Origin of the sequence: Psychrobacillus vulpis (assembly GCF_006861825.1) — a bacterium.
In the GTDB taxonomy this organism is placed as follows: domain Bacteria; phylum Bacillota; class Bacilli; order Bacillales_A; family Planococcaceae; genus Psychrobacillus; species Psychrobacillus vulpis.
Genome location: NZ_VDGI01000018.1, coordinates 22,638 through 47,465 on the forward strand (window position 1 = coordinate 22,638; position 24,828 = coordinate 47,465).

The following is a 24,828-nucleotide window of genomic DNA, read 5'->3' on the forward strand; positions in this document are numbered from 1 at the left end:
ATTATCCCTCCTTCTTCTCAGATACCACTACTGTGATGTGGCTTGTACGTTTGTTTATAGCACTTGCACGTCCCATAGCACGTGGACGGAAACGCTTCAATGTTGGACCTTCGTCAACGAAGACTTCAGAAACAACAAGGTTGTTAACATCTAAATCATAATTGTGCTCAGCGTTTGCAACTGCCGATTTTAATACTTTCTCAACAACAGGTGATGCTGCTTTAGGAGTAAGTTGTAAAATCGCAATAGCTTCACCGATTTGCTTACCTCTGATTAAATCAACGACTAATCTCACTTTACGAGGAGCAATGCGCACTGTTTTAGCAATAGCTTTTGCTTGTGACATTTGAATGACCTCCTCTCAAATTAGCGTCTTGTTTTCTTATCATCTGCACCATGACTTTTATAAGCGCGTGTTGGTGCGAACTCACCTAATTTATGACCTACCATGTCTTCAGTCACGTATACAGGAACATGTTTGCGTCCGTCATATACCGCGATTGTTAACCCGATAAAAGTAGGGAAAATTGTTGAACGGCGAGACCAAGTCTTAATCACTTGTTTTTTCTCAGAGTCCTTCTGTGCATCGACCTTTTTTAATAAATGATCGTCTGCGAAAGGTCCTTTTTTCAAGCTACGACCCATGCTGAAACCTCCCTCTGTGATTGCACCACGGCTCGTTCTTTGAACCGTAGTAAAACCACTTTATTTTTTACGACGACGAATGATAAGTTTGTCGGATTTGTTTTTCTTGCTACGAGTTTTGTATCCAAGAGTTGGTTTACCCCATGGAGACATAGGTGACTTACGACCGATTGGCGTACGTCCTTCACCACCACCGTGTGGGTGATCGTTCGGGTTCATTACAGATCCACGTACAGTTGGGCGTTTACCTAACCAACGATTACGACCCGCTTTACCAATGTTTACAAGTTCATGTTGTTCGTTTCCTACTTCACCGATAGTAGCACGGCAAACAGAAAGGATTAGGCGAACTTCACCAGATTGTAAACGTACGATAACGTATTTACCTTCTTTACCAAGTAATTGAGCAGATGTACCAGCTGAACGTACTAACTGACCACCTTTACCAGGTTTCATTTCGATATTATGGATAGTAGTACCCATTGGGATGTTTTGTAATGGAAGAGCGTTTCCTACCTTGATATCAGCTTCTGGACCTGACACGATTGTCATTCCAACTTCTAAGCCTTTAGGAGCTAGGATATAGCGTTTTTCCCCATCCACATAATTGATCAATGCGATGTTCGCAGAGCGGTTTGGATCATATTCAATAGTAGCAACACGTCCTGGAATGCCGTCTTTGTTTCGTTTGAAATCAATGATACGGTATTGACGTTTGTGTCCACCACCATGATGACGAACAGTAATTTTACCTTGATTGTTACGGCCGCCTTTACGTTTCACAGGAGCAAGAAGTGATTTCTCAGGTTTGTTCGTTGTGATTTCAGCGTAATCTAATGAAGTCATGTTACGACGTCCGTTAGTCGTTGGTTTATACTTTTTAATCGCCATTTTTTTCCCTCCTTTTTGAGCATTAATTCCTTATACAAGGATTAGATTTCGAATAACTCGATTTCTTTACTTTCAGCAGTTAGTGTAACAATCGCTTTACGACGTTTGTTAGTATATCCACCGAATTTACCTACACGTTTGAATTTACCTTTATAGTTCATGATGTTCACTTTCTCAACATCTACTCCAAAGATTTCTTCAACAGCATATTTTACTTGAGTTTTGTTAGCGCGAGTGTCCACTTCGAAAGTGTACTTTTTATCTGCCATAACTTCAGAAGAACGCTCGGTAATGACCGGACGTTTAATAATATCACGTGCTTCCATTATCCAAGCACCTCCTCAACTTTTTCTACTGCAGCTTTAGTCATCACTAATTTATCGTGACCAACTAAATCTAATACGTTAATGCCTGTTGCTGACACAACTGTGATTCCAGGGATGTTACGAGCAGCTAATGCTACGTTCTCATCTAAATCAGCAGTTACGAATAACGCTTTTTTGTTAAGTGAAAGATTAGACAATACCTTCACGAATTCTTTTGTTTTTGGTGCATCAAAAGCTAAACCTTCAAGTACTACGATGCTTTCTTCACGCACTTTCGATGAAAGAGCTGAAAGAAGAGCTAGACGACGTACTTTTTTAGGTAATTTATAGCTATAGCTACGTGGAGTTGGACCGAACACGATACCACCGCCACGCCATTGTGGAGAGCGAATCGAACCTTGACGAGCACGACCTGTTCCTTTTTGCTTCCATGGTTTACGACCACCACCTGCAACTTCAGAACGGTTCTTCACTTTGTGATTACCTTGACGAAGTGATGCACGTTGAGCAATGATAGCTTCAAATAAAACAGCTTCGTTTGGCTCAATACCGAAAACTTTATCGTTTAACTCGATTTCACCAACAGAAGATCCTGTTTGATTGAATAAAGATACTTTTGCCATTCCTGTTTCCTCCTTTCTTCAGAGACTATTTCGATTTAATAGCAGCTTTTACAACTACTAATGATTTACGAGAACCAGGAACATTACCTTTTACAAGTAGTAGGTTACGCTCAGCATCCACTCTTACGATTTCTAAGTTTTGGATTGTTACTGTGTGCCCACCCATTTGACCAGGTAATTTCTTTTGTTTGAATACGCGGTTCGGAGCAACTGGCCCCATTGAACCTGGACGACGGTGATAACGAGATCCATGGGCCATTGGTCCACGAGATTGTCCGTGGCGTTTAATAACACCTTGGAAACCTTTACCTTTAGTAACACCTGTTACATCAATTACATCGCCTTCTGTAAAACTTTCTACCTTGACTTCTTGACCAACCTCGTAATTAGCTGTATCCAAGCCGCGGAATTCGCGGATGAAGCGCTTAGGAGCAGTGCTTGCCTTAGCTACGTGCCCTTTAGCAGGTTTGTTAGAAAGCTTTTCACGCTTATCTTCAAAACCTAACTGAATAGCTTCGTAACCGTCTGTTTCAACTGTTTTCTTTTGAAGCACTACGTTTGGAGAAGCTTCAATAACAGTTACAGGGATTAAGTCACCGTTCTCAGCAAATACTTGCGTCATACCGATTTTTCTACCTAAGATTCCTTTGGTCATCCGTCACACCTCCTATAATAATTAATGTTTTTTTATCTTTTACCATTAAAGTTTGATTTCAATATCAACGCCAGATGGTAAATCAAGCTTCATTAACGCATCAACAGTTTGTGGTGTTGGGTTAACGATATCGATAAGACGTTTATGCGTACGCATTTCGAATTGTTCACGAGAATCTTTATACTTATGAACAGCACGAAGAATCGTATAAACAGATCTTTCAGTCGGAAGTGGAATCGGACCCGATACACTTGCACCTGAACGTTTAGCAGTTTCAACAATTTTCTCAGCAGATTGATCAAGAATTCTGTGATCATACGCTTTTAAACGGATACGAATTTTTTGTTTTGCCATTACTTTCCCTCCTTTTCGCCTATTTTCTAGACATTCTCCACGAAAATTTTCCAAACACTCGCCATGGCAAAGCGGCCGGGTGTGTCGGTAACCTCTCGCTTCATCGCAGTCAAAGACCAACATTCAACATTATATACAATAAAAAAAGATTAATCAAGTGTTTTTCTGAAATTCTTTTTATTTGTTTTAAATACGTTCCTCTCAGTTTATAAACATGCTTTTTAAGCCAGGTTTTAGTATAAGAAACTTTAAACGTAGAATCAAATGATATGGTAATTCATTGAATACATTCGTATAGTAGTAATTTTATAATAGAAAAAGGACAACCTCGTTAAAGATCGCCCTTTCTCTACTATAAGAACTTATTGTATTTATGAAAAAAACATAATTGCAACCCAACCAAAAACAATTAAAGGGACATTGTAACAAAGAAACGTTGGGACACATGTATCCCATATATGATTGTGTTGCCCGTCTACGTTTAGTCCTGCTGTAGGTCCAAGTGTTGAATCTGAGGCTGGTGAACCAGCATCTCCTAATGCTCCTGCTGTTCCAATCAACGTTATGGTTGCTAAAGGGCTTAAACCAAGCTCTAAAGCAAGTGGTACAAAGATGGCCGCTATAATTGGAATTGTAGCAAAAGAAGAACCAATTCCCATTGTTACAAATAAACCGATTATCAACATGATTAATACTGCCAAGCTTACGTTACCTGCAAGTAGTTCGGCAGAGGCTTCTACTAAACTCTCAACATGCCCTGTCGCCGTAATTACTGCAGCAAAACCATTTGCAGTTATCATTACGAAGCCTACAAACGCCATCATGCGCATTCCTTCTGTTAATAAGCGGTCGGCTTCTTGCCACTTTAGTGCACCTGTCACGTAAAGTACAGCAATACCGGACAGTGCTCCTGCAATCATTGAGTCTGTTTGAATCTGAACGTATAAGGCTGCCAATAATGCAACGACAGTAAAAACAATATTACTTTTCTTCACATCGACTTTTAAGCTTTCTATTTCAATATCACCTTGCTTGTAGTTCCTAGGCTTGCGATATAGAACAAAAGCTATTACTAAGCCAAATACCATCCCTAATGCCGGTACTGCCATTGCACGTGGAATATCTTCTAATGCAATTTTAAGTCCAGCCAGTTCCATTTGTGTTGCTACGATTTGCTGATAAATCGCACCAAAGCCGTATGGCAGAAACATATACGGTGTAATTAAACCAAAAGCCAATATACATGCAATTAAACGGCGATCCACTTCTAACATGTTTAAGATTTTCAAAATCGGTGGAACTAACAATGGAATAAATGCAATATGAATTGGGATTAGATTTTGTGAAAAAACAGCCATCATTATCAACAATAAAAAGACTAGTACTTTCGCTAACCCTGCCCGTTGAGAATTACCTTCTCTTTTCACAAGCTTCAAAATGGCTACGACTAACAGATCCGGTATACCCGTTTTCGAAATTGCAACAGCGAAGCCCCCTAGTAGCCCATAACTTAACGCAATAGTCGCTCCAGCACCTAATCCACCCGTAAACGCATCGATTGTTGCTGAGACGCTTAAACCAGCTGTAAGGCCTCCTACAAGGGCACCCATTATCAATGAAAATACAACATTAATACGAAGTAAACTCAAAACTACCATTACACCAACCGCTATTAATACAGCATTCATAAACAACACTCACTTTCACGCACTAGATTGCTAATACGATAGAGTTTAAAGTGATTTAGTATAAAAGTCAAGGAGAAAAGCGCAAGGCAACCTATACACTCTGGTTGTTATTCACTATTTCCTGCGTTCCTTGGACAAAACATATGCTATACGACTACAAAGCCAATTCTCACTGCTCTCAAGTAAATGAAGGAGGAAATACTGCGAGTAATTTGGATTTACTTGCTCAACGGAAATTAAGTTTCGCTCGCCTGAAGCATATTGTATTTTCTCTCCAAGACCCCGCCGCAGCGGTACGAGGGCACTGAAAAAGTGTTATTCTAATAATTTTTTATCAAATAGTCGTTAAGAGAATTTATCGCTTTGGCATTCGCTTTCCGCGGGCGAGGGACGAGCCTCCTCCTTCGCTTTGCTTCGTGCGGGGTCTCGTCTGTCTCGCTTTTCCCGCAGGAGTATCATGCGTCGCGCTAAATTCTCTTAAATAAATACAGCAAATAGTTCCTACAAAAATACTGATTCGAGTTTTTCAGTGCCCGCAGCGGCACTTATCTCTATCAATAACAAAAGTGCAGAGCGTCTGTCTTAGAGAAATATAAATTCTAAAACACAAAAACCCTTTGCTATAAAAACAAAGGGTCCAAAACATTTTAAAGTGATTCATTTACAACTCTTTTATAATATCCAATAGATAGAAAAGCAAAGGCAGAATATAAAACCACATAAATACTCATCGTAATAAGTAACGGAGCAACAAGTTCTGTTCCAAAGAACATCCAACCTGACTTAACTGCAAAATAACTATGCGCAAGTCCAATTACTAATGGTACACCAAAGTTAAACAACTGTTTCATATAAATACCTTTCATCAAATCTTTCTTGGAAAACCCAATTTTTCGAAGTATCGTGTAGGAAGCGCGTTCCTCTTCAGCCTCTGTCATTTGTTTAAAGTACAAAATACTTCCCGTGGTCATTAAAAATGCTAACCCAAGGAATCCAGTGATGAAAATAACAAGACCAAATACTTCAAGATTAGATTGTCTAAATGACTCTTGTGAATCAAGTGACACAACTTCTTTATGACCTTCAACATTCACGAATTCGAAAGATCCATCATTAGTTGTTTCTTCATATAGTGATTGTACTTCTTTTATTTTTGTTCTATCTACTAAGTCAATTCCCGTTTGATTAGTCCAAACTGTTTGTTTTTGTACAACTGGATCATTTGCAAGTAACTCAAACAGTTCATCCGTTACTACCAGGGCTGGACTACTATAAGTAGCTCTATAACTTATTAAAGGCTCCTCATCTAGTTTTTTGATTTGCACAGTAACTTCACCTGAACTTGTCATTATGTGGACTGGTTTATTGACCTGAAAGGGCATAAATTCGGCTAACATTCCAGAATAACCTACTAAGTAACCTTCCCCTTCTTTCAACTTGAAGTTTGGCATTACCTTATGAACCTCACTATGCTTCATGATTATCGTTTCGGTTGATTTAGGATCAATCATCATCCCTTCAGGTAATTCATTCTCAAGAAGCTCTGACATGTCATGCTTTGCTGAAAGTAACGAGAAGTCAACTTGCTTATATTCTATTTTTTCTTCATGCAAACGTTCAGTAAAGGATTGACCTTGATCATTAAATAAGATGAAATCATATGGAACACTTCTCTGTGCCGTTGCCGATGCTGAATAGTAAGAAATGTATGATAGAGACAAAATCGCTAACGCAATGGCCGACAATACTGTAATGAGCGTGAGCGACTTCGCATTTCCTTTCATACGATGCATAATTGGAGTCAGGGACAAGACATCTACAATAGACAGACGCCCTCTTTTTTGTTTTCTAATTATGTTCATCAAAAATGCAACGGAAAAGCGAAAAACAAAAAATGTCCCCCCAATTGTAGCTCCTAAAATTAGCATCATTCTAATAAATAAAATATTTACACTCGCACTATCCCCCTCAAACAACTTTGTCGATAAGTAATAACCATACACGATGGACACTAGACCGATGAAACCAAGAAACATTTGAAATGCACTAAACCGTTTCACTCTTGTATCCGCATCCTTACTTGCATTAAATAAGCTAAGTAAAGAAGTCCTACGAATCATAAATGACGTTTGGATTAACACGATTATTAATAAAATCGCAAATACAAACAAAGTCATTTGAAATGCTTGTATGGAAAATGAGATTGAAACTAACGCTTCTTTTTCTAATATACGCAAAAGAATCATCGTGAATAAACGAGATGTTAAAAATCCTACCCCTACCCCTATGGCAATGGCACCAGACCACAATATTACGTTTTCTAATGCTATTAATCGAGTAACAAGTCCTTTAGACATTCCGATTAATTGATACAGACCGATTTCTTTACTCCGTCTTCTCATGAATAGATGGTTTGCATACAGAACAAAAAATACAACGATAAATAACAATAGATATTGTGCCGTTTTTAATGATGCAGCAACTTTAACACTGCCTGAAATGTTTTCTACACTTGGATTATATTGCAACGTGATAAAAGAGAAGTACAATGTCACACTAAAGATAAGAGCAAAGAAATATAAATAGTAATGTTTGATGTTCTTTTTCATACTTCTTAAAACTAATTGACTAAGCGTCATAACCATCACCACCAAGCACACCTTGCGTATTCATTATCTCTTGGAAAAATGCTTTGCGATTCTTTTCCCCTTTATATAGCTCTGTGTAAAGTTGTCCATCTTTTAAAAATAACACTCGACTACAGAAGCTAGCAGCTACTGGATCATGGGTAACCATCATAATCGTTACTTTCTTTTCAAAATTAATCTTCTCTAAATTACTCAATAGAGCTGTTGCAGCTTTTGAATCGAGCGCTCCAGTTGGTTCGTCTGCAAAAACAATAGACGGATTCGTTATTAATGCTCTTGCGGCAGATGTTCTTTGCTTTTGCCCACCAGAAATTTCATTTGGATATTTAGGTGCTAATTCTTTTATTCCCAATAAATTCGTGATCTCATTAAAACGCTGCTCTGCTTCAGTTTTCGATACTTTACTCATTGATAAGGGCAATAATATATTTTCTTTCACTGTTAGAGTGTCTAACAAATTATAATCTTGAAAGATGAATCCTAATTGTTCTCTACGAAAACTAGATAATTCGCGCTCTTTCATCATTCTTAAATTTTTTCCGTTTATTTCAATAACACCTTCTGTTGCAAAGTCAATGGAACAAAGAACATTTAATAATGTCGTCTTCCCAGAACCTGAAGGCCCCATAATCCCTACAAATTCACCAACGTTTACTTCCATATCTATACCTTTTAGTACTTCTTGTGCATTTAACTTCTTGCCATACACTTTTTTTATTTTACGTCCACTTAATATCTTCATTTTTTTCCTCCCACCACTTAGTAACTCCATTGTACTGCTTCAATTTGCATTTATCGTTTGATTTAGATGACAAATAAAAAGAGTAGATGACAGTTTTGTCACCTACTAGAAATTTGAAGAAATTGATTCTTTAAAGGAAAACATAAAGAAAATGTAGTACCAACACCTAGCTCCGATTGCACCAATACTACTATTCCTAGTTTTTCAGCTGCATTTTTAGCTAAGTATAGGCCCATACCTGTGGATGCTGTAGTAAGACGCCCTGTTGATCCAGTAAATGATTTGTCAAAAATTCTAGGCAAATCTGCTTTACTAATCCCAATCCCCTCGTCTTGTATATGCAATAATACATGACCGGTTTGGTCTCTAGTTACAAAAACCCTAATTTCTGTGTTTTCATCGCTATATTTCACTGCATTAGTTAATAACTGCCGAACAATGAATGAGAACCATTTTTGATCCGTCAGCACTTCTACCTCTAAATCCACTAGGTCAAAGCCTATTCCTTTTTCCATACACCAGGCAAGTAGTTCACGAATTTCTTTATGTATAATTTTCTGAAGTACAATAGTCTCCATCATATTATCTATTCCAATAGAAGGTAGTCTTGTATTGTGCAATTGTTGGTCTAATAGCAAGTGAATACGGAGCCATTCTAGCTCCATTTTTTTCTGTAAAATAGGATTCTCTATTGAATCTATCATTAATCTTATAGCAGTTATAGGCGTCTTCATTTCGTGAATCCATATAAGAGTACGATCATTTTCCTCGGAAAAGTCTACCTTGACGGCATTTAACTCTTCTCTACTTTTTAAGACTACTTCTTCTATCGCTTCAGCAAAGAGATGTTCAAAAGGAGTACACCCATCAGGAAACAAAGCAAGAAGAGTATCAAAATCAAGCTGTTTTTCCAGTTGAATCATGACATTCAACTTTCTCAAATATCGTGTTTCAATAAAAAAACGCCATGCTAAAAACAGAATAAACAAGATTATATTCACGCTATTAATATAAATTGTAGATGTATGAACAAATGCAACATCTAATGCTAGAATAAAATTTAACCAAATTTGCATAACAATAAAAAAAAGAATCCACGCTTTTCTTTCTTTCAAAAATAATAGCAACACAACAGACTATACCTCCTTTGTTATCGCCATATAACCTAGACCTTTTTTCGTTACAATAACATCATTTAAGCCAATTTCCTCAAGTTTAATACGTAGTCTATTAACATTAACTGAAAGTGTATTGTCATTGACGAACCTTTCATCATCCCATAATTTCCGCATAAGTTCGTCACGAGAAACAATTTTATCTACCGATTGTAATAATACACGCAATATAAAGAGCTCGTTCTTTGTTAGTTCGCTCGTTTGATCATTACATGTAATGCTACTTCTTGAATAATCAATAATTGAGCCATTCCAACTATTAATGTCTACTTTCTCATCTAAATAATCATATGTTCTACGAAATGTAGCCTGAACTTTGGCAAGAAGTACATCCATATTAAACGGTTTTTGAACGAAATCATCTGCCCCCATTTGCATAGCCATTACCATATCCATTGGATGATCACGTGACGACAAGAAGATTATCGGTACCTTTGAAATATGGCGAATCTCTCTACACCAATGGAATCCATCAAATGCAGGAAGCTGAATGTCTATAATTACTAATTGCGGCTTTTCTTCTACAAAAATCTGTATTACTTTTTGAAAGTCATTCGGTCGGATTACATCAAATGACCATTGGACAAATCTCTCTTTAATCATTTCAAAAATGGAATAGTCGTCTTCTATTACCAATATTTTAGCGTTCACTACACTCACCTCTTACCAATTAGTTTACACTATTTTTTCGCATAAAAAAAATCCATCTCGTCGTCACGAGATGGATTTTAACTTGTAATTTAGAAATTACTTAGTAATAGTAGCAACTACACCAGCGCCTACAGTACGTCCACCCTCACGGATAGAGAACTTAGTACCTTCTTCAAGAGCGATTGGAGCGATCAAAGAAACTGTCATTTCGATGTTGTCTCCAGGCATAACCATTTCTACGCCTTCTGGAAGGTTACAAACGCCAGTTACGTCCGTTGTACGGAAGTAGAACTGTGGACGGTAGTTAGAGAAGAATGGAGTATGACGTCCACCCTCTTCTTTTGAAAGAACATAAACTTCAGCTTTGAAGTCTGTGTGTGGTGTGATTGTACCTGGTTTAGCTAATACTTGACCACGTTGGATATCTTCACGAGCAACCCCACGAAGAAGAGCACCGATGTTGTCACCAGCTTCTGCATAGTCAAGAAGTTTACGGAACATTTCAACACCTGTAACAGTAGTTGATTTTGCATCTTCAACGATACCGATGATGTCTACAACGTCTCCAACTTTAACTTGGCCACGTTCAACACGTCCTGTAGCAACTGTACCACGACCTGTGATTGAGAATACATCCTCGATTGGCATCATGAATGGTTTGTCAGTTTGACGTTCTGGAGTTGGGATATAGCTATCAACAGCGTCCATTAACTCAACAATTTTTTCTTCCCAATCTGCTTCGCCTTCAAGAGCTTTAAGAGCAGAACCTTTAATTACTGGAATGTCGTCGCCTGGGAAATCGTATTCAGAAAGAAGGTCACGAATTTCCATTTCAACTAATTCAAGAAGTTCTTCGTCGTCTACCATGTCACATTTGTTCATGAATACAACTAGGTAAGGAACACCTACTTGACGTGAAAGAAGAATATGCTCACGAGTTTGTGGCATTGGGCCATCAGCAGCAGATACTACTAGAATACCGCCGTCCATTTGAGCTGCACCTGTGATCATGTTTTTAACATAGTCAGCATGTCCTGGGCAGTCTACGTGTGCATAGTGACGACTTGCAGTTTCATACTCAACGTGTGAAGTATTGATTGTGATTCCACGTTCTTTTTCTTCTGGTGCGTTGTCGATGTCAGCGTATGATTTAGCTGTACCACCCATTTTTTTAGAAAGAACTGTTGCGATAGCAGCAGTTAAAGTTGTTTTACCATGGTCAACGTGTCCGATTGTACCAATATTAGCATGCGTTTTTGAACGGTCAAATTTTTCTTTAGCCATTAGAGAAATCCTCCTCAGTAATTGTATGATTTTTTATGATAAAAGGTAGAGGGCGTACGTCCCCCTATCTTTTATACACTACAAATTAGTTATACTTTAATTTTGGTGAAATTTCAATTATTCACCTTTATGTTTTTTAATAATTTCTTCCGAAATTGATTTTGGAACATCTTCATAGTGATCAAACACCATAGAGAATACTCCACGTCCTTGCGTATTAGAACGTAAAGACGTTGCATATCCGAACATTTCAGCAAGTGGAACCATTGCACGAACAACTTGTGCGTTTCCACGAGCATCCATACCTTCAACGCGACCACGACGAGACGTGATATCACCCATGATGTCTCCTAAATATTCTTCAGGAATAACAACTTCTACTTTCATGATTGGCTCAAGAAGTACTGGGTTTACTTTAGATACAGCATTTTTCAATGCCATAGATGCAGCAATTTTAAATGCCATCTCATTCGAGTCAACATCATGGTATGATCCGTCGAATAATTTAGCTTTAATATCGATTAATGGGAAACCAGCAAGTACACCATTGTCAAGAGAGTCACGAAGACCCGCTTCTACAGCTGGAATATATTCACGTGGAACAACCCCACCAACGATTGCGTTCTCAAATTCAAAGCCTTTTCCTTCTTCGTTTGGAGAGAACTCAATCCAAACGTGTCCGAACTGACCACGTCCACCAGATTGGCGTACGAATTTACCTTCAACTTGTGCCGAAGAACGGAAAGTTTCACGGTAAGATACTTGTGGAGCACCTACGTTAGCTTCAACCTTAAATTCACGACGCATACGGTCAACTAGAATATCAAGGTGAAGTTCACCCATACCAGCGATAATTACTTGACCAGTTTCTTGGTCAGTATGAACGCGGAATGTTGGATCTTCTTCAGAAAGTTTTTGTAGAGCTTGACCCATTTTATCTTGGTCTGCTTTAGTTTTAGGCTCAACAGATAACGAAATAACTGGTTCTGGGAATTCCATAGACTCAAGAATTACTAGAGCTTTTTCATCACATAGTGTATCACCAGTAGTTGTATCTTTTAGACCTACAGCGGCAGCGATATCTCCAGCGTAAACTTGAGAAATCTCTTCACGAGAGTTAGCATGCATTTGTAGAATACGGCCTACACGCTCACGCTTACCTTTTGTAGAGTTTTGTACGTATGAACCTGCTTGAAGAGTACCAGAATACACACGGAAGAATGTTAACTTACCAACATAAGGGTCAGTCATTACTTTAAACGCTAATGCAGAGAATGGTTCTGAGTCATCTGAATGACGTTCAATTTCTTCTTCGCTATCTGGGTCGATCCCTTTCATAGCAGGAATATCAAGTGGTGATGGAAGGTATGCAACAACTGCGTCCAAAACTTTTTGAACACCTTTGTTTTTAAATGCAGTACCACATACTACTGGATAGAATTGTATGTTTAGAGTACCTTTACGAATACCATTAACTAATTCTTCGTTCGTAACTTCTTCTCCACCAAGATATTTTTCCATCAAATCTTCGTCAAGTTCAGCTACCGCTTCAACTAATTTTTCACGGTATTCTTCAGCTTGTGCTTTGTATTCTTCTGGAATTTCTACTTCTTGGATATCAGTTCCTAAATCATTACCATATACAGTAGCTTTCATCGTTACTAAGTCGATAATTCCACTGAATTGGTCTTCAGAACCAATTGGTAACTGAATAGGATGAGCGTTAGCTTGTAAACGGTCACGAAGTGTTCCTACAGAATATAGGAAGTCCGCACCTGTTTTATCCATTTTGTTTACGAATACAATACGTGGTACGCCATAAGTTGTAGCTTGACGCCATACTGTTTCAGTTTGAGGTTCAACACCAGATTGAGCATCTAGTACTGTAACTGCACCATCAAGTACACGAAGTGAACGTTCAACTTCAACTGTGAAGTCTACGTGTCCAGGTGTATCAATGATATTTACACGGTGGTTATCCCAAGCAGCTGTCGTTGCAGCAGAAGTGATTGTAATACCACGTTCTTGTTCTTGTTCCATCCAGTCCATTTGTGATGCACCTTCATGCGTTTCACCAATTTTGTGGATTTTACCAGTGTAATATAGAATACGCTCCGTAGTAGTCGTTTTACCAGCATCGATGTGAGCCATGATACCGATATTACGTGTTTTTTCTAAGGAGAACTCTCTAGCCATATTGTATTTCTCCTTCCAATTCGGATTAGAGTATGATTTTTAAATGAATCTTACCAACGATAGTGTGCGAATGCTTTGTTAGCTTCCGCCATTTTGTGCATATCTTCACGTTTCTTAACTGATGCACCTGTGTTGTTTGATGCGTCAAGAATTTCGTTAGCTAAACGCTCTTCCATCGTTTTTTCTCCACGAAGACGTGAATAGTTTACTAAGTAGCGAAGACCTAGTGTTGAACGACGGTCAGGACGTACTTCAACTGGTACTTGGTAGTTTGCACCACCAACACGACGAGCACGTACTTCAAGAACTGGCATTACATTGTTTAGTGCAGCTTCGAATACTTCTAAAGCGTCTTTACCAGAACGTTCTTTTACAAGATCAAACGCTCCGTATAGAATTTTTTGAGAAGTACCTCTTTTACCATCAATCATCATTTTGTTAATTAAACGAGTTACTAGTTTTGAATTATAAATTGGATCTGGTAACACGTCACGTTTGGAAACAGGACCTTTACGAGGCATGTGTTTTCCTCCTTTCGACGAATGTCAAATTATTGATTACTAAAAATTAGTTTTTCTTTTCTTTCGGGCGTTTTGCACCGTATAAAGAACGGCTTTGCATACGACCATTAACACCAGCTGTATCAAGAGCACCACGTACGATATGATAACGTACCCCTGGTAAGTCTTTTACACGTCCTCCGCGGATAAGTACAACACTATGTTCTTGTAGGTTGTGTCCTTCTCCTGGAATATAAGCAGTAACCTCTAACGTATTTGTTAAACGTACACGCGCATATTTACGAAGTGCTGAGTTTGGTTTTTTCGGCGTCATAGTACCAACACGAGTACAAACCCCACGCTTTTGTGGCGAGTTAAGATTTGTAGCTGATTTTTTAAAGCTGTTATAGCCTTTTCCTAATGCTGGAGACTTTGATTTCGTGATATTGGATTTACGAGGCTTACGTACCAATTGGTTAATTGTAGGCATCGATTATTCCTCCCTTCATTTGTTCTTGTTAATACCACACATCCAGGTGGTTCATTTTTGGGGTAAAAACAAAGTCTTTGTGTTTCACACAAAAACTGTTACACAGTAATAGCTACTACCGACGCGCCTAAACGCAATCCACAAGCTTTACCAAGATCTACTTTAGACTCAACATAGTGAACAAAAACATTGTTTTCAAGTGCTGTTTGACTTGCAAGTTCAATGATTTTCTTTTCTACATCAAGCGCAATATAAACTTCTTTGACAAGCCCTTTTTTCATTGCTTTTACTGCTTGCTTTGTACCGATGATTGTATTTTTTGCTTGCTTCACTTTTTCATAAGACATTTTCATATCCTCCAAAGCTACAAGTCAGATAACTATCAACCTTAAATATATTATCATTCCTAGAAAAAGGTGTCAACACTAATTATAAAAAATATTAGGGAGAACAGTACCAGATTCTTATTTGACTTAGTTCAGTGGGATCTTAAACCCCACTGAATCAAGTTAAATTTTCTCCCTAATATTCAAATATTATTCAGCGCTTACTGCTTCTTTTTCCGTATCTTTATTACCGATAATTTGAATTTGACGATAACGTTGCATACCTGTACCAGCCGGAACTAGTTTACCGATAATTACGTTTTCTTTCAATCCTAGTAATTCATCACGTTTTCCTTTAATCGCTGCATCTGTTAAGACACGAGTCGTTTCTTGGAATGATGCTGCAGATAGGAATGATTCCGTTTCAAGTGAAGCTTTTGTAATACCAAGAATTACTGGGCGACAAGTTGCAGGTATCTTACCTTGAAGAACTGCATCTTTATTCGCTTCAGCAAATTGATGAATATCAAGCAGTGATCCTGGAAGTAATTCCGTTTCACCAGCTTCAATAACACGAATTTTACGAAGCATTTGGCGAACCATTACTTCGATGTGCTTATCACCAATTTCTACCCCTTGCATACGGTAAACTTTCTGTACTTCTTTTAATAAGTACACTTGAACCGTCGAAACATCTTTTACTTTTAACAATTCTTTAGGATCCACAGAACCTTCTGTTAATACTTGACCACGATTAATAACATCGTTTACTTGAACTTTTAGACGAGCATTATAAGGTGCTAAGTACTTACGGGTTTCTACGCTACCTTGAATTGTAATTTCTTTTTGACCTTCTCTAATTTCATCAATTTCAGTGACAATCCCTGTAATTTCTGAAATAACTGCTTGCCCTTTTGGATTACGAGCTTCGAAAATTTCTTGGATACGTGGAAGACCTTGAGTAATATCGTCTCCAGCAACCCCACCTGTATGGAATGTACGCATCGTTAACTGTGTACCTGGTTCTCCGATTGATTGAGCAGCAATAATACCAACTGCTTCTCCAACCTCTACAGTATCACCAGTTGCTAAGTTAAGACCGTAACATTTTTTACATACACCGTGTTTTGTGTTACATGTGAATGCGGAACGAATCGTTATCTCTCCGATACCTGCTTCTTCAATAACACGAGCAACGTCTTGTGTAATAAGTCCGTCTTTTTCTAAGATAACTTCATTTGTAGTAGGATGGAAAATTGTTTTCTTTGTATGGCGACCAACAATACGCTCACCAAACTCTTCAATTACTTCCGTACCTTCCATAAGTGAACCAATTAGCAAACCACGGTCTGTTCCACAATCATCTTCACGTACGATAACATCTTGTGCCACGTCAACAAGACGACGAGTTAAGTAACCGGAATCGGCCGTTTTAAGTGCAGTATCAGCAAGACCTTTACGAGCACCGTGTGTTGAGATGAAGTATTCAAGTACTGTTAACCCTTCACGGAACGAAGACTTGATCGGAAGTTCGATAATTCGACCAGCCGGGTTGGCCATCAGTCCACGCATACCTGCAAGCTGAGTAAAGTTGGATGCGTTACCACGGGCACCAGAGTCACTCATCATGAAGATTGGGTTCATGTTATCTAGAGATTTCATCAGTTTATCTTGAATTACTTCTTTCGCTTTACTCCAATGTCCGATTACACTAGCATAACGCTCGTCTTCCGTGATTAGACCACGACGGAATTGTTTCATCACTTTATCTACTTTTCCTTGTGCTTCTTCAAGAATTTCACCTTTATCAGGAAGTACCACGATATCAGAAATACCGATTGTAATACCTGCTTTAGTTGAGTATTTAAATCCTAGAGATTTCATACGGTCAAGCATCTTAGACGTTTCTGTAATATGGAAACGTTTAAATACTTCCGCAATGATATTTCCAAGAATTTTCTTCTTGAATGGCTGAACAAGATCCATAGAATCGATATGTTTCTTCACATCAGTAGATGTAGAAACAAAGTATTTTTCAGGAGTTTCAATTTGTAGATTGAAATCCGTTGGCTCATTAATATACGGGAACGTTTCTGGAAGTATTTCATTGAAAATGACTTTACCTACAGTTGTTAGTAATAACATTTTGTTTTGTTCGTCCGTAAATGTTTGGTTTTTTAATGATGATGCAGCAATTGCAATACGAGTATGCAAATGTACATGACCAGTGTTATATGCAATCAATACCTCTTCTGGACCATAGAAAGTTGTACCTTCCCCTGTTGCACCTTTACGCTCAAGAGTTAAGTAATAGTTTCCTAAAACCATATCTTGAGATGGAGTAACAACTGGTTTTCCATCTTTCGGGTTCAAAATGTTTTGAGCTGCAAGCATTAGTAAACGAGCTTCTGCTTGTGCTTCCGCTGATAGTGGTACGTGAACAGCCATTTGGTCACCATCGAAGTCAGCGTTATAAGCTGTACATACTAATGGGTGAAGACGAATTGCACGACCTTCAACTAATGTCGGCTCAAATGCTTGAATTCCTAGACGGTGAAGAGTAGGTGCGCGGTTTAGTAAAACCGGATGCTCCTTAATAACATCTTCTAATACATCCCAAACTTCTGCATGCATACGTTCAATTTTACGTTTTGCACTTTTAATATTGTGTGCTAAACCACGTTCAACAAGTTCTTTCATAACAAATGGTTTGAATAATTCAATTGCCATTTCTTTTGGAAGACCACATTGATACATTTTTAAGTTTGGTCCTACTACGATAACCGATCGACCAGAATAGTCTACACGTTTACCAAGTAAGTTTTGACGGAAACGACCTTGTTTCCCTTTCAGCATATGTGAAAGTGATTTCAAAGGACGGTTACCTGGTCCTGTTACAGGACGGCCACGACGACCATTATCAATTAAAGCATCTACTGCTTCTTGTAACATACGTTTTTCGTTCTGAACAATGATACTTGGAGCACCTAAGTCAAGTAAACGTTTTAAACGGTTGTTACGGTTAATAACACGACGGTATAAATCATTTAAATCAGAAGTAGCAAATCGTCCACCATCTAATTGAACCATCGGACGTAATTCTGGTGGAATTACCGGAAGAACGTCTAAAATCATCCACTCTGGTCTGTTTCCTGAGTTACGGAAAGATTCTACTACCTCTAGACGTTTAATCGCACGTGTACGACGTTGACCTTGTGCAGTTTTTAACTCTTCTTTTAAACTTTCTGTTTCTTTTTCTAAATCAATTTCTTGAAGTAGACGTTTAATCGCTTCCGCACCCATAGCTGCTTGGAATTTAGTACCAAACTTATCTCGGTATGCGCGATACTCTTTTTCAGAAAGTAATTGTTTCTTTTCAAGTGGCGTGTCCGCAGGTTCAATTACTACATAAGAAGCAAAATAAATTACTTCTTCAAGTGATCTTGGAGACATATCCAAAATTAGACCCATACGACTTGGAATACCTTTGAAATACCAAATATGTGAAACTGGTGCAGCTAATTCGATGTGTCCCATGCGTTCACGACGGACTTTTGCACGCGTTACTTCCACTCCACATCGATCACATACGACACCTTTATAACGAACTCGTTTATATTTACCACAGTGACATTCCCAATCCTTTGTAGGACCAAAAATACGTTCACAGAACAAACCATCTTTTTCTGGTTTCAACGTTCGGTAATTAATCGTTTCAGGTTTTTTTACTTCCCCGTAAGACCATGAACGGATTTTATCAGGTGAAGCTAAACCAATTTTCATATACTCAAAATTATTAACATCTATCAAGGAGCCTACCTCCCTTTAGTCTTGTGTCTTTTGAAAGACTTTCCAAGTAGCTCTGCATTATGCAATTTTATATGGAAACTCGGACAGGGTTCACCTGTCCGATTTCTATTAAGTAAGATAAAAAAGTATAAACTTTTTTAAATAGTTACTGCCCAAGCTTCGGCACCGTAAGCTCGAGGTCAAATGATGTTTACTCCAATAGCTAAGAAACTGCCTCCTAGTAGAACATCATTTATTATCGAAGCCAAACAGGCGTCCTTCGCTTTTTTTATTCCACAGACCCGACTGGCTCTTCTTCATTTGCTAAAGGCAAAATTCCAAGTGCGTCAGCTGCAGGAATATCGTCGTCTTCATCTAAATCACGAAGTTCAATTTCTTCTTCGTCAATCGTTAACATTTTAACGTCCATACCTAAGCTTTGTAATTCCTTGATCAATACTTTGAATGATTCTGGAACGCCTGGTTCTGGTACACTCTCACCTTTAACGATTGCCTCATACGTTTTAACACGTCCAACAACGTCATCTGATTTAACAGTTAATATTTCTTGTAATGTATAAGCTGCACCGTATGCTTCTAGTGCCCATACTTCCATCTCTCCGAAGCGTTGTCCACCAAATTGCGCTTTCCCTCCAAGAGGTTGCTGAGTAACAAGTGAGTAAGGTCCAGTAGATCGAGCATGTAGCTTATCATCAACCATGTGGGCAAGTTTAATCATGTACATGATCCCAACAGAAACTCTGTTATCAAATGGTTCACCTGAACGTCCGTCATATAGAATCGTTTTACCGTCACGGTTTAGTCCAGCTTCTTCCATTGTACTCCACACATCTTCTTCGTTGGCACCATCAAATACTGGTGAAGCCATATGAACACCTAGTAGTCTTGAAGCCATACCTAAGTGTAGCTCTAAAACTTGCCCTATGTTCATACGAGAAGGTACACCTAGTGGATTTAACATGATATCAACTGGTGTTCCGTCTGGAAGGAATGGCATGTCTTCTTCAGGAAGAATACGTGAGATAACCCCTTTGTTACCATGACGTCCGGCCATTTTATCCCCAACAGAGATTTTACGTTTTTGAACGATATATGCACGAACTAATTGGTTAACACCTGGAGATAACTCATCGCCATCTTCACGATTAAATACTTTTACATCTAAAACAATTCCACCAGCTCCATGAGGTACACGTAGTGATGTGTCACGAACTTCACGTGCTTTTTCACCGAAAATAGCGTGAAGTAAACGTTCCTCTGCAGTTAATTCCGTAACTCCTTTTGGAGTTACTTTACCAACTAAAATGTCACCATCGCGAACTTCAGCACCAATACGGATAATTCCACGGTCGTCTAAGTTGCGTAATGCATCTTCTCCAACGTTCGGAATGTCTCTCGTAATTTCTTCTGGCCCGAGTTTTGTGTCACGTGATTCTGATTCGTATTCTTCAATATGCACTGAAGTATATACATCATCTTTCACAAGACGTTCACTCATAATTACAGCATCCTCATAGTTGAATCCGTCCCATGTCATGAAGGCAACTAAAACGTTACGCCCTAAAGCTAACTCTCCTTGTTCCATAGAAGGACCATCTGCAAGAATATCCAAAGGTTTTACATGATCGCCAACTTTTACAATTGGTCGTTGGTTTATAGATGTTCCGTGATTAGAACGTTCGAATTTGTGTACTTTATAAGAAGTTAAATCACCTTTAACTTCTTTACCGTCTACTTCTTCGATACGACGAACACGAATTTCTTTTGCTTCTACATGCTCAACAATACCAGCGTATTTTGCAATTACTGCAGCACCTGAGTCACGAGCGTTGACGTGTTCCATTCCAGTTCCAACAAATGGAGCTTCTGGGTTTAATAAAGGAACAGCTTGTCGTTGCATGTTCGCTCCCATTAACGCACGGTTCGAGTCATCGTTTTCTAAGAAAGGAATACATGCTGTCGCTGCAGAAACTACCTGTTTCGGCGAAACGTCCATGTAATCGATTTGTTCACTTCTAAATACTGTGTTATCTCCACGGAAACGTCCTACTACTTCTTCTCGTAAGAATGCACCGTCATCAGATAACGGAGAATTGGCTTGAGCAACTACATAGTTATCCTCTTCATCAGCCGTTAAATAGTCGATGCGTGAAGTTACACGACCCGTTTCAGGATCAACACGTCGGTAAGGTGTTTCGATAAAACCAAATTTATTCACTTTTGCAAAGCTTGAAAGTGAGTTAATAAGCCCAATGTTTGGTCCCTCTGGTGTTTCAATCGGACACATACGACCATAGTGAGAATAGTGAACGTCACGTACTTCAAATCCAGCACGTTCACGCGTTAAACCACCTGGCCCAAGCGCTGAAAGACGACGCTTATGCGTTAGTTCAGCAAGTGGATTTGTTTGGTCCATGAACTGAGATAATTGCGAACTACCAAAGAATTCTTTAATAGATGCAATAACTGGACGGATATTAATTAATTGTTGAGGAACAATTGATTGTGTATCGTTAATAGACATACGTTCACGAACTACACGTTCCATACGAGAAAGACCAATACGGAATTGGTTTTGAAGTAATTCCCCAACTGAACGTAAACGACGGTTACCTAGATGATCGATGTCATCTGTGTTCCCAACGTTAAATAACAAGTTAAAGAAGTAGCCAATAGAAGATACAATATCCGCAGGCGTAATGTTTTTAACTTCGTTTTCTACATACGCGTTGCTAATTACATTAATTTCTTTTTGGTCTTCGTCATTAGGTGCATAAATTTTAATCGATTGAATTGTAATATCGTCTTCTAAAACGCCACCAACTTGTGATAATGTTTTGAAGCCAATTCCATTTTCTAAATGAGGAATCAGTCGATCTAGTACTCGTCTATCAATAAGCGTACCAGCCTCTACTAATATCTCACCCGTCTCTGGATCCACTAGCGTTTCAGCTACTGTTTGATTAAACAAGCGATTTTTTATATGCAATTTTTTATTCATTTTGTAACGACCAACATTCGCTAAGTCATAGCGTTTTGGGTCAAAGAAGCGAGAATATAACAAGCTTTTCGCACTTTCAACTGTTGGTGGTTCACCTGGGCGTAGACGCTCATAGATTTCAAGTAACGCTTTCTCAGACGTTTCTGTGTTATCTTTTTCAAGCGTGTTACGTAAATATTCATTATCACCAATTAAATCGATGATTTCTTGATCTGATCCAAAGCCTAAAGCTCGAAGTAAAACAGTAACTGGTAATTTACGAGTGCGATCGATACGAACGTATACTACGTCTTTTGCATCGATTTCATATTCTAACCATGCACCGCGGTTTGGAATAACTGTAGCTCCAAAGCCTTTTTTACCGTTTTTGTCTGTTTTGTCGTGGAAGTAAACACTTGGTGAACGGACTAACTGAGATACGATAACGCGCTCAGCACCATTGATTACGAAAGTACCTGTTTCCGTCATTAATGGGAAATCCCCCATGAAGACGTCTTGTTCTTTCACTTCATCCGTTTCTTTGTTGTGGAGACGTACTTTTACGCGCAAAGGTGCAGCGTAAGTTGCGTCACGTTCTTTTGATTCGTCGACGGAATATTTCGGTTCATTTAAACTATAGTCGACAAATTCAAGTGATAGATTGCCTGTAAAATCCTCGATAGGTGAAATGTCTTTGAACATTTCGCGTAAACCTTCTTCAAGGAACCATTCGTAAGATGCTGTTTGAATTTCGATTAGATTCGGAAGTTCAAGCACCTCACTAATACGCGCAAAACTTCTGCGCTGGCGGTGTTGTCCGTACTGAACTAGTTGACCTGTCAACTCATTCACCCCTCAATAAAGCGATAATAGGTCTTTTCGATATGAACAATTTAGTGTATGATATCGAAAGACAAAAAGAAAACGAGTTCTAATGTAAGAGCTCATTTTCGATTAACCAAACTTTTTCTCGGCCAGTATACCCTTATTTACAAATTTTATTCAAAAGGCAAAAGGGCATACGTCCTCAAAATAATATTTTTGCATTTTATTATAATATCATAGCGATTTTGTCAAGTCAATCTTTGTAGCTTTTAAAATCCAGTAGCCTTTTTCTTTGTCTACTACCTCTACTTGACCAAAAATCTCTTCCAAATGACTAAAAGTAGATGGTGCCCCTTGTTTCTTTTGAATCACAACCCACAATTCTCCCCCTGAAACCAACTTTTCATAGGATTCCTTGTAAAAACGAAAAATAGTCTCTTTCCCAGCGCGAATCGGTGGATTAGTTAATATAGCCGCAAAGTTTACAGTTTTAACTGCTGACAACCCATCACTTTCATAGATTCGTACATTTTGTATCCCGTTAGCAGCAGCATTTTTTTCTGCAAGTTGGATTGCACGTGTGTTAACATCTACTAAATGAACTGTTCTCTCTTCATTTGCTTTTGCAATGGAAAGGCCGATTGGACCATATCCACAACCTACATCTAAAATGTCTCCTTCTAGTTTAGGCATTTCAAAAGCATTGATTAATACACGGGAGCCAAAATCTACTTCGCTCTTACTAAATACACCAGCATCTGTTTCAAACCGAAAATTATGACCAAGCAATGTGAAATTCCAATGCCGCGGTTTACTTTCCGTTTGAGGTTTTCTAGAGTAATAGTGATCAGACACTGAATAACCCTCCATAATACATACGAAGAAAAGCCCGTCGTTAACTGACGAGCTTTTTCATCGAAATGCACAAAAATTACTTAACTTCTACGTTAGCGCCTACTTCTTCAAGTTGAGCTTTGATAGCTTCAGCATCTTCTTTAGATACGCCTTCTTTAAGTGGTTTTGGAGCGTTATCTACTAATTCTTTAGCTTCTTTCAAGCCAAGACCAGTGATTTCACGAACAACTTTGATTACTTTGATTTTTTGGTCTCCTGCAGAAGCAAGGATTACGTCAAATTCAGTTTTTTCTTCAGCTGCAGCAGCACCGCCACCTGCAACTACTGCTACTGGAGCAGCAGCTGTTACACCGAATTCTTCTTCGATTGCTTTTACTAAGTCGTTTAACTCAAGAACTGTCATTGATTTGATAGCTTCTAAGATTTGCTCATTGTTCATTTTATTTTCCTCCTATAATTGGATAATTTTTAGGCTATTTGCCGTGTTTTACTTGTTAAGCCGCGTAATAAATTATGCGCCTTGTTCTTCTTTTTGTTCTGCAACAGCTTTTGTTGCAAGCGCAAAGTTGCGCATTGGAGCTTGAAGTACTGAAAGAAGCATAGAAAGAAGTCCTTCGCGTGATGGAAGTTCCGCTAATGCTTTCACATCTTCAGCAGATGCTACAGCTCCTTCGATGATTCCAGCTTTAATTTCAAGCTTTTCGTTCTTTTTAGCAAAATCATTGATGATTTTTGCAGGTGCAACTACATCTTCGTTAGAAAATGCAACTGCGTTTGGACCAACAAGGTATTCGTTAACCCCGTCAACTCCAGCGATTTCAGTAGCACGGCGTGTAAGTGAATTTTTGTAAACTTTAAATTCCACACCAGCTTCACGAAGTTGTTTACGTAATTCAGTTACTTGCGAAACGTTTAAACCACGGTAGTCAACTACTACTACAGAAGCAGCAGCTTTAAACTTTTCTGCAATTTCTTGAACTTGCACTTTTTTCGTTTCAATTGCATTGCTCATCTTGGCACCTCCTATAAGAATTGGCCATTTATACCGACAAAAGAAAAGCCTCTGATCTACGGATAGACACAGAGGCAGAAAGTCATCATCTAAAAGAATCTGAATTTGCTTGTCCTCGGTAGGATATTAAGTGACAAGTCACTCCTACTGTC

Annotated in this window: 22 protein-coding genes and 1 other annotated feature (1 of these 23 cut by a window edge); all 22 genes read right to left on the reverse strand. The window is 38.6% G+C overall.

What is annotated here, in order from left to right:
• Nucleotide 1 precedes the first annotated feature (1 nt).
• Nucleotides 2-346, reverse strand: coding sequence for a 50S ribosomal protein L22 (rplV, locus tag FG384_RS15075; protein ID WP_142643413.1), 345 nt, complete (start codon nt 344-346; stop codon nt 2-4).
• Nucleotides 347-366: 20 nt separating this feature from the next.
• Nucleotides 367-645 (reverse strand): 30S ribosomal protein S19, encoded by a 279-nt coding sequence (gene rpsS, locus FG384_RS15080; protein WP_090567829.1) that lies wholly within the window; start codon nt 643-645, stop codon nt 367-369.
• A gap of 60 nt (nt 646-705) precedes the next feature.
• Nucleotides 706-1,536, reverse strand: a complete 831-nt coding sequence (gene rplB / locus FG384_RS15085; RefSeq protein WP_142643414.1) for a 50S ribosomal protein L2 — start codon at nt 1,534-1,536, stop codon at nt 706-708.
• 41 nt (nt 1,537-1,577) lie between these two features.
• On the reverse strand, nt 1,578-1,862 hold the full coding sequence (rplW, locus tag FG384_RS15090) for a 50S ribosomal protein L23 (protein ID WP_142643415.1): 285 nt from the start codon (nt 1,860-1,862) through the stop codon (nt 1,578-1,580).
• Nucleotides 1,862-2,485, reverse strand: a complete 624-nt coding sequence (gene rplD, locus FG384_RS15095; protein ID WP_142643416.1) for a 50S ribosomal protein L4 — start codon at nt 2,483-2,485, stop codon at nt 1,862-1,864. The genes rplW and rplD overlap by 1 nt, the downstream gene beginning before the upstream one ends.
• Nucleotides 2,486-2,510: 25 nt before the next feature.
• Nucleotides 2,511-3,140 carry a 50S ribosomal protein L3 gene (gene rplC, locus FG384_RS15100; RefSeq protein ID WP_142643417.1) on the reverse strand — a complete coding sequence of 210 codons (630 nt, stop codon included), beginning with the start codon at nt 3,138-3,140 and terminating at the stop codon, nt 2,511-2,513.
• Between the two features lie 45 nt (nt 3,141-3,185).
• Nucleotides 3,186-3,494: a 30S ribosomal protein S10 gene (rpsJ, locus tag FG384_RS15105; protein ID WP_042478628.1), complete on the reverse strand. Its 309-nt coding sequence runs from the start codon at nt 3,492-3,494 to the stop codon at nt 3,186-3,188.
• Nucleotides 3,495-3,865: 371 nt separating this feature from the next.
• A complete protein-coding gene (locus FG384_RS15110; RefSeq protein WP_142643418.1) occupies nt 3,866-5,182 on the reverse strand; it encodes a Na+/H+ antiporter family protein in 1,317 nt (438 codons plus the stop codon).
• A gap of 647 nt (nt 5,183-5,829) precedes the next feature.
• Entirely contained in the window at nt 5,830-7,821 is a 1,992-nt protein-coding gene (locus FG384_RS15115) for an FtsX-like permease family protein (RefSeq protein WP_142643419.1), read from the reverse strand.
• Entirely contained in the window at nt 7,811-8,572 is a 762-nt protein-coding gene (locus FG384_RS15120) for an ABC transporter ATP-binding protein (protein WP_142643420.1), read from the reverse strand. Before FG384_RS15120 ends, FG384_RS15115 begins: the two co-directional genes overlap by 11 nt.
• Before the next feature lie 98 nt (nt 8,573-8,670).
• Complete coding sequence (locus FG384_RS15125) at nt 8,671-9,702, reverse strand: sensor histidine kinase (RefSeq protein WP_142643421.1); 1,032 nt, start codon at nt 9,700-9,702, stop codon at nt 8,671-8,673.
• A gap of 6 nt (nt 9,703-9,708) precedes the next feature.
• Nucleotides 9,709-10,398 carry a response regulator transcription factor gene (locus FG384_RS15130; RefSeq protein WP_142643423.1) on the reverse strand — a complete coding sequence of 230 codons (690 nt, stop codon included), beginning with the start codon at nt 10,396-10,398 and terminating at the stop codon, nt 9,709-9,711.
• Nucleotides 10,399-10,494: 96 nt separating this feature from the next.
• Nucleotides 10,495-11,682, reverse strand: coding sequence for an elongation factor Tu (gene tuf / locus FG384_RS15135; RefSeq protein ID WP_142643425.1), 1,188 nt, complete (start codon nt 11,680-11,682; stop codon nt 10,495-10,497).
• A 117-nt stretch (nt 11,683-11,799) separates the two neighbouring features.
• A complete protein-coding gene (fusA, locus tag FG384_RS15140) occupies nt 11,800-13,878 on the reverse strand; it encodes an elongation factor G (protein WP_142643427.1) in 2,079 nt (692 codons plus the stop codon).
• A 50-nt stretch (nt 13,879-13,928) separates the two neighbouring features.
• Nucleotides 13,929-14,399: a 30S ribosomal protein S7 gene (gene rpsG / locus FG384_RS15145; protein ID WP_053591310.1), complete on the reverse strand. Its 471-nt coding sequence runs from the start codon at nt 14,397-14,399 to the stop codon at nt 13,929-13,931.
• 46 nt (nt 14,400-14,445) lie between these two features.
• The gene (rpsL, locus tag FG384_RS15150) at nt 14,446-14,868 is read right to left on the reverse strand and encodes a 30S ribosomal protein S12 (RefSeq protein ID WP_053591309.1); all 423 of its coding nucleotides are present in this window, start codon (nt 14,866-14,868) and stop codon (nt 14,446-14,448) included.
• Between the two features lie 98 nt (nt 14,869-14,966).
• A complete protein-coding gene (locus FG384_RS15155) occupies nt 14,967-15,215 on the reverse strand; it encodes a ribosomal L7Ae/L30e/S12e/Gadd45 family protein (RefSeq protein ID WP_142643429.1) in 249 nt (82 codons plus the stop codon).
• Between the two features lie 189 nt (nt 15,216-15,404).
• Nucleotides 15,405-19,004, reverse strand: coding sequence for a DNA-directed RNA polymerase subunit beta' (rpoC, locus tag FG384_RS15160; RefSeq protein ID WP_142643431.1), 3,600 nt, complete (start codon nt 19,002-19,004; stop codon nt 15,405-15,407).
• A 268-nt stretch (nt 19,005-19,272) separates the two neighbouring features.
• On the reverse strand, nt 19,273-22,827 hold the full coding sequence (gene rpoB / locus FG384_RS15165; protein WP_142643433.1) for a DNA-directed RNA polymerase subunit beta: 3,555 nt from the start codon (nt 22,825-22,827) through the stop codon (nt 19,273-19,275).
• 216 nt (nt 22,828-23,043) lie between these two features.
• On the reverse strand, nt 23,044-23,664 hold the full coding sequence (locus FG384_RS15170) for a class I SAM-dependent methyltransferase (protein WP_142643435.1): 621 nt from the start codon (nt 23,662-23,664) through the stop codon (nt 23,044-23,046).
• A 76-nt stretch (nt 23,665-23,740) separates the two neighbouring features.
• Nucleotides 23,741-24,103 carry a 50S ribosomal protein L7/L12 gene (rplL, locus tag FG384_RS15175; RefSeq protein WP_142643436.1) on the reverse strand — a complete coding sequence of 121 codons (363 nt, stop codon included), beginning with the start codon at nt 24,101-24,103 and terminating at the stop codon, nt 23,741-23,743.
• Nucleotides 24,104-24,175: 72 nt separating this feature from the next.
• Nucleotides 24,176-24,676 (reverse strand): 50S ribosomal protein L10, encoded by a 501-nt coding sequence (gene rplJ, locus FG384_RS15180; RefSeq protein WP_142643438.1) that lies wholly within the window; start codon nt 24,674-24,676, stop codon nt 24,176-24,178.
• A gap of 32 nt (nt 24,677-24,708) precedes the next feature.
• Nucleotides 24,709-24,828: a sequence feature (ribosomal protein L10 leader region), on the reverse strand; it runs 23 nt beyond the window's last position.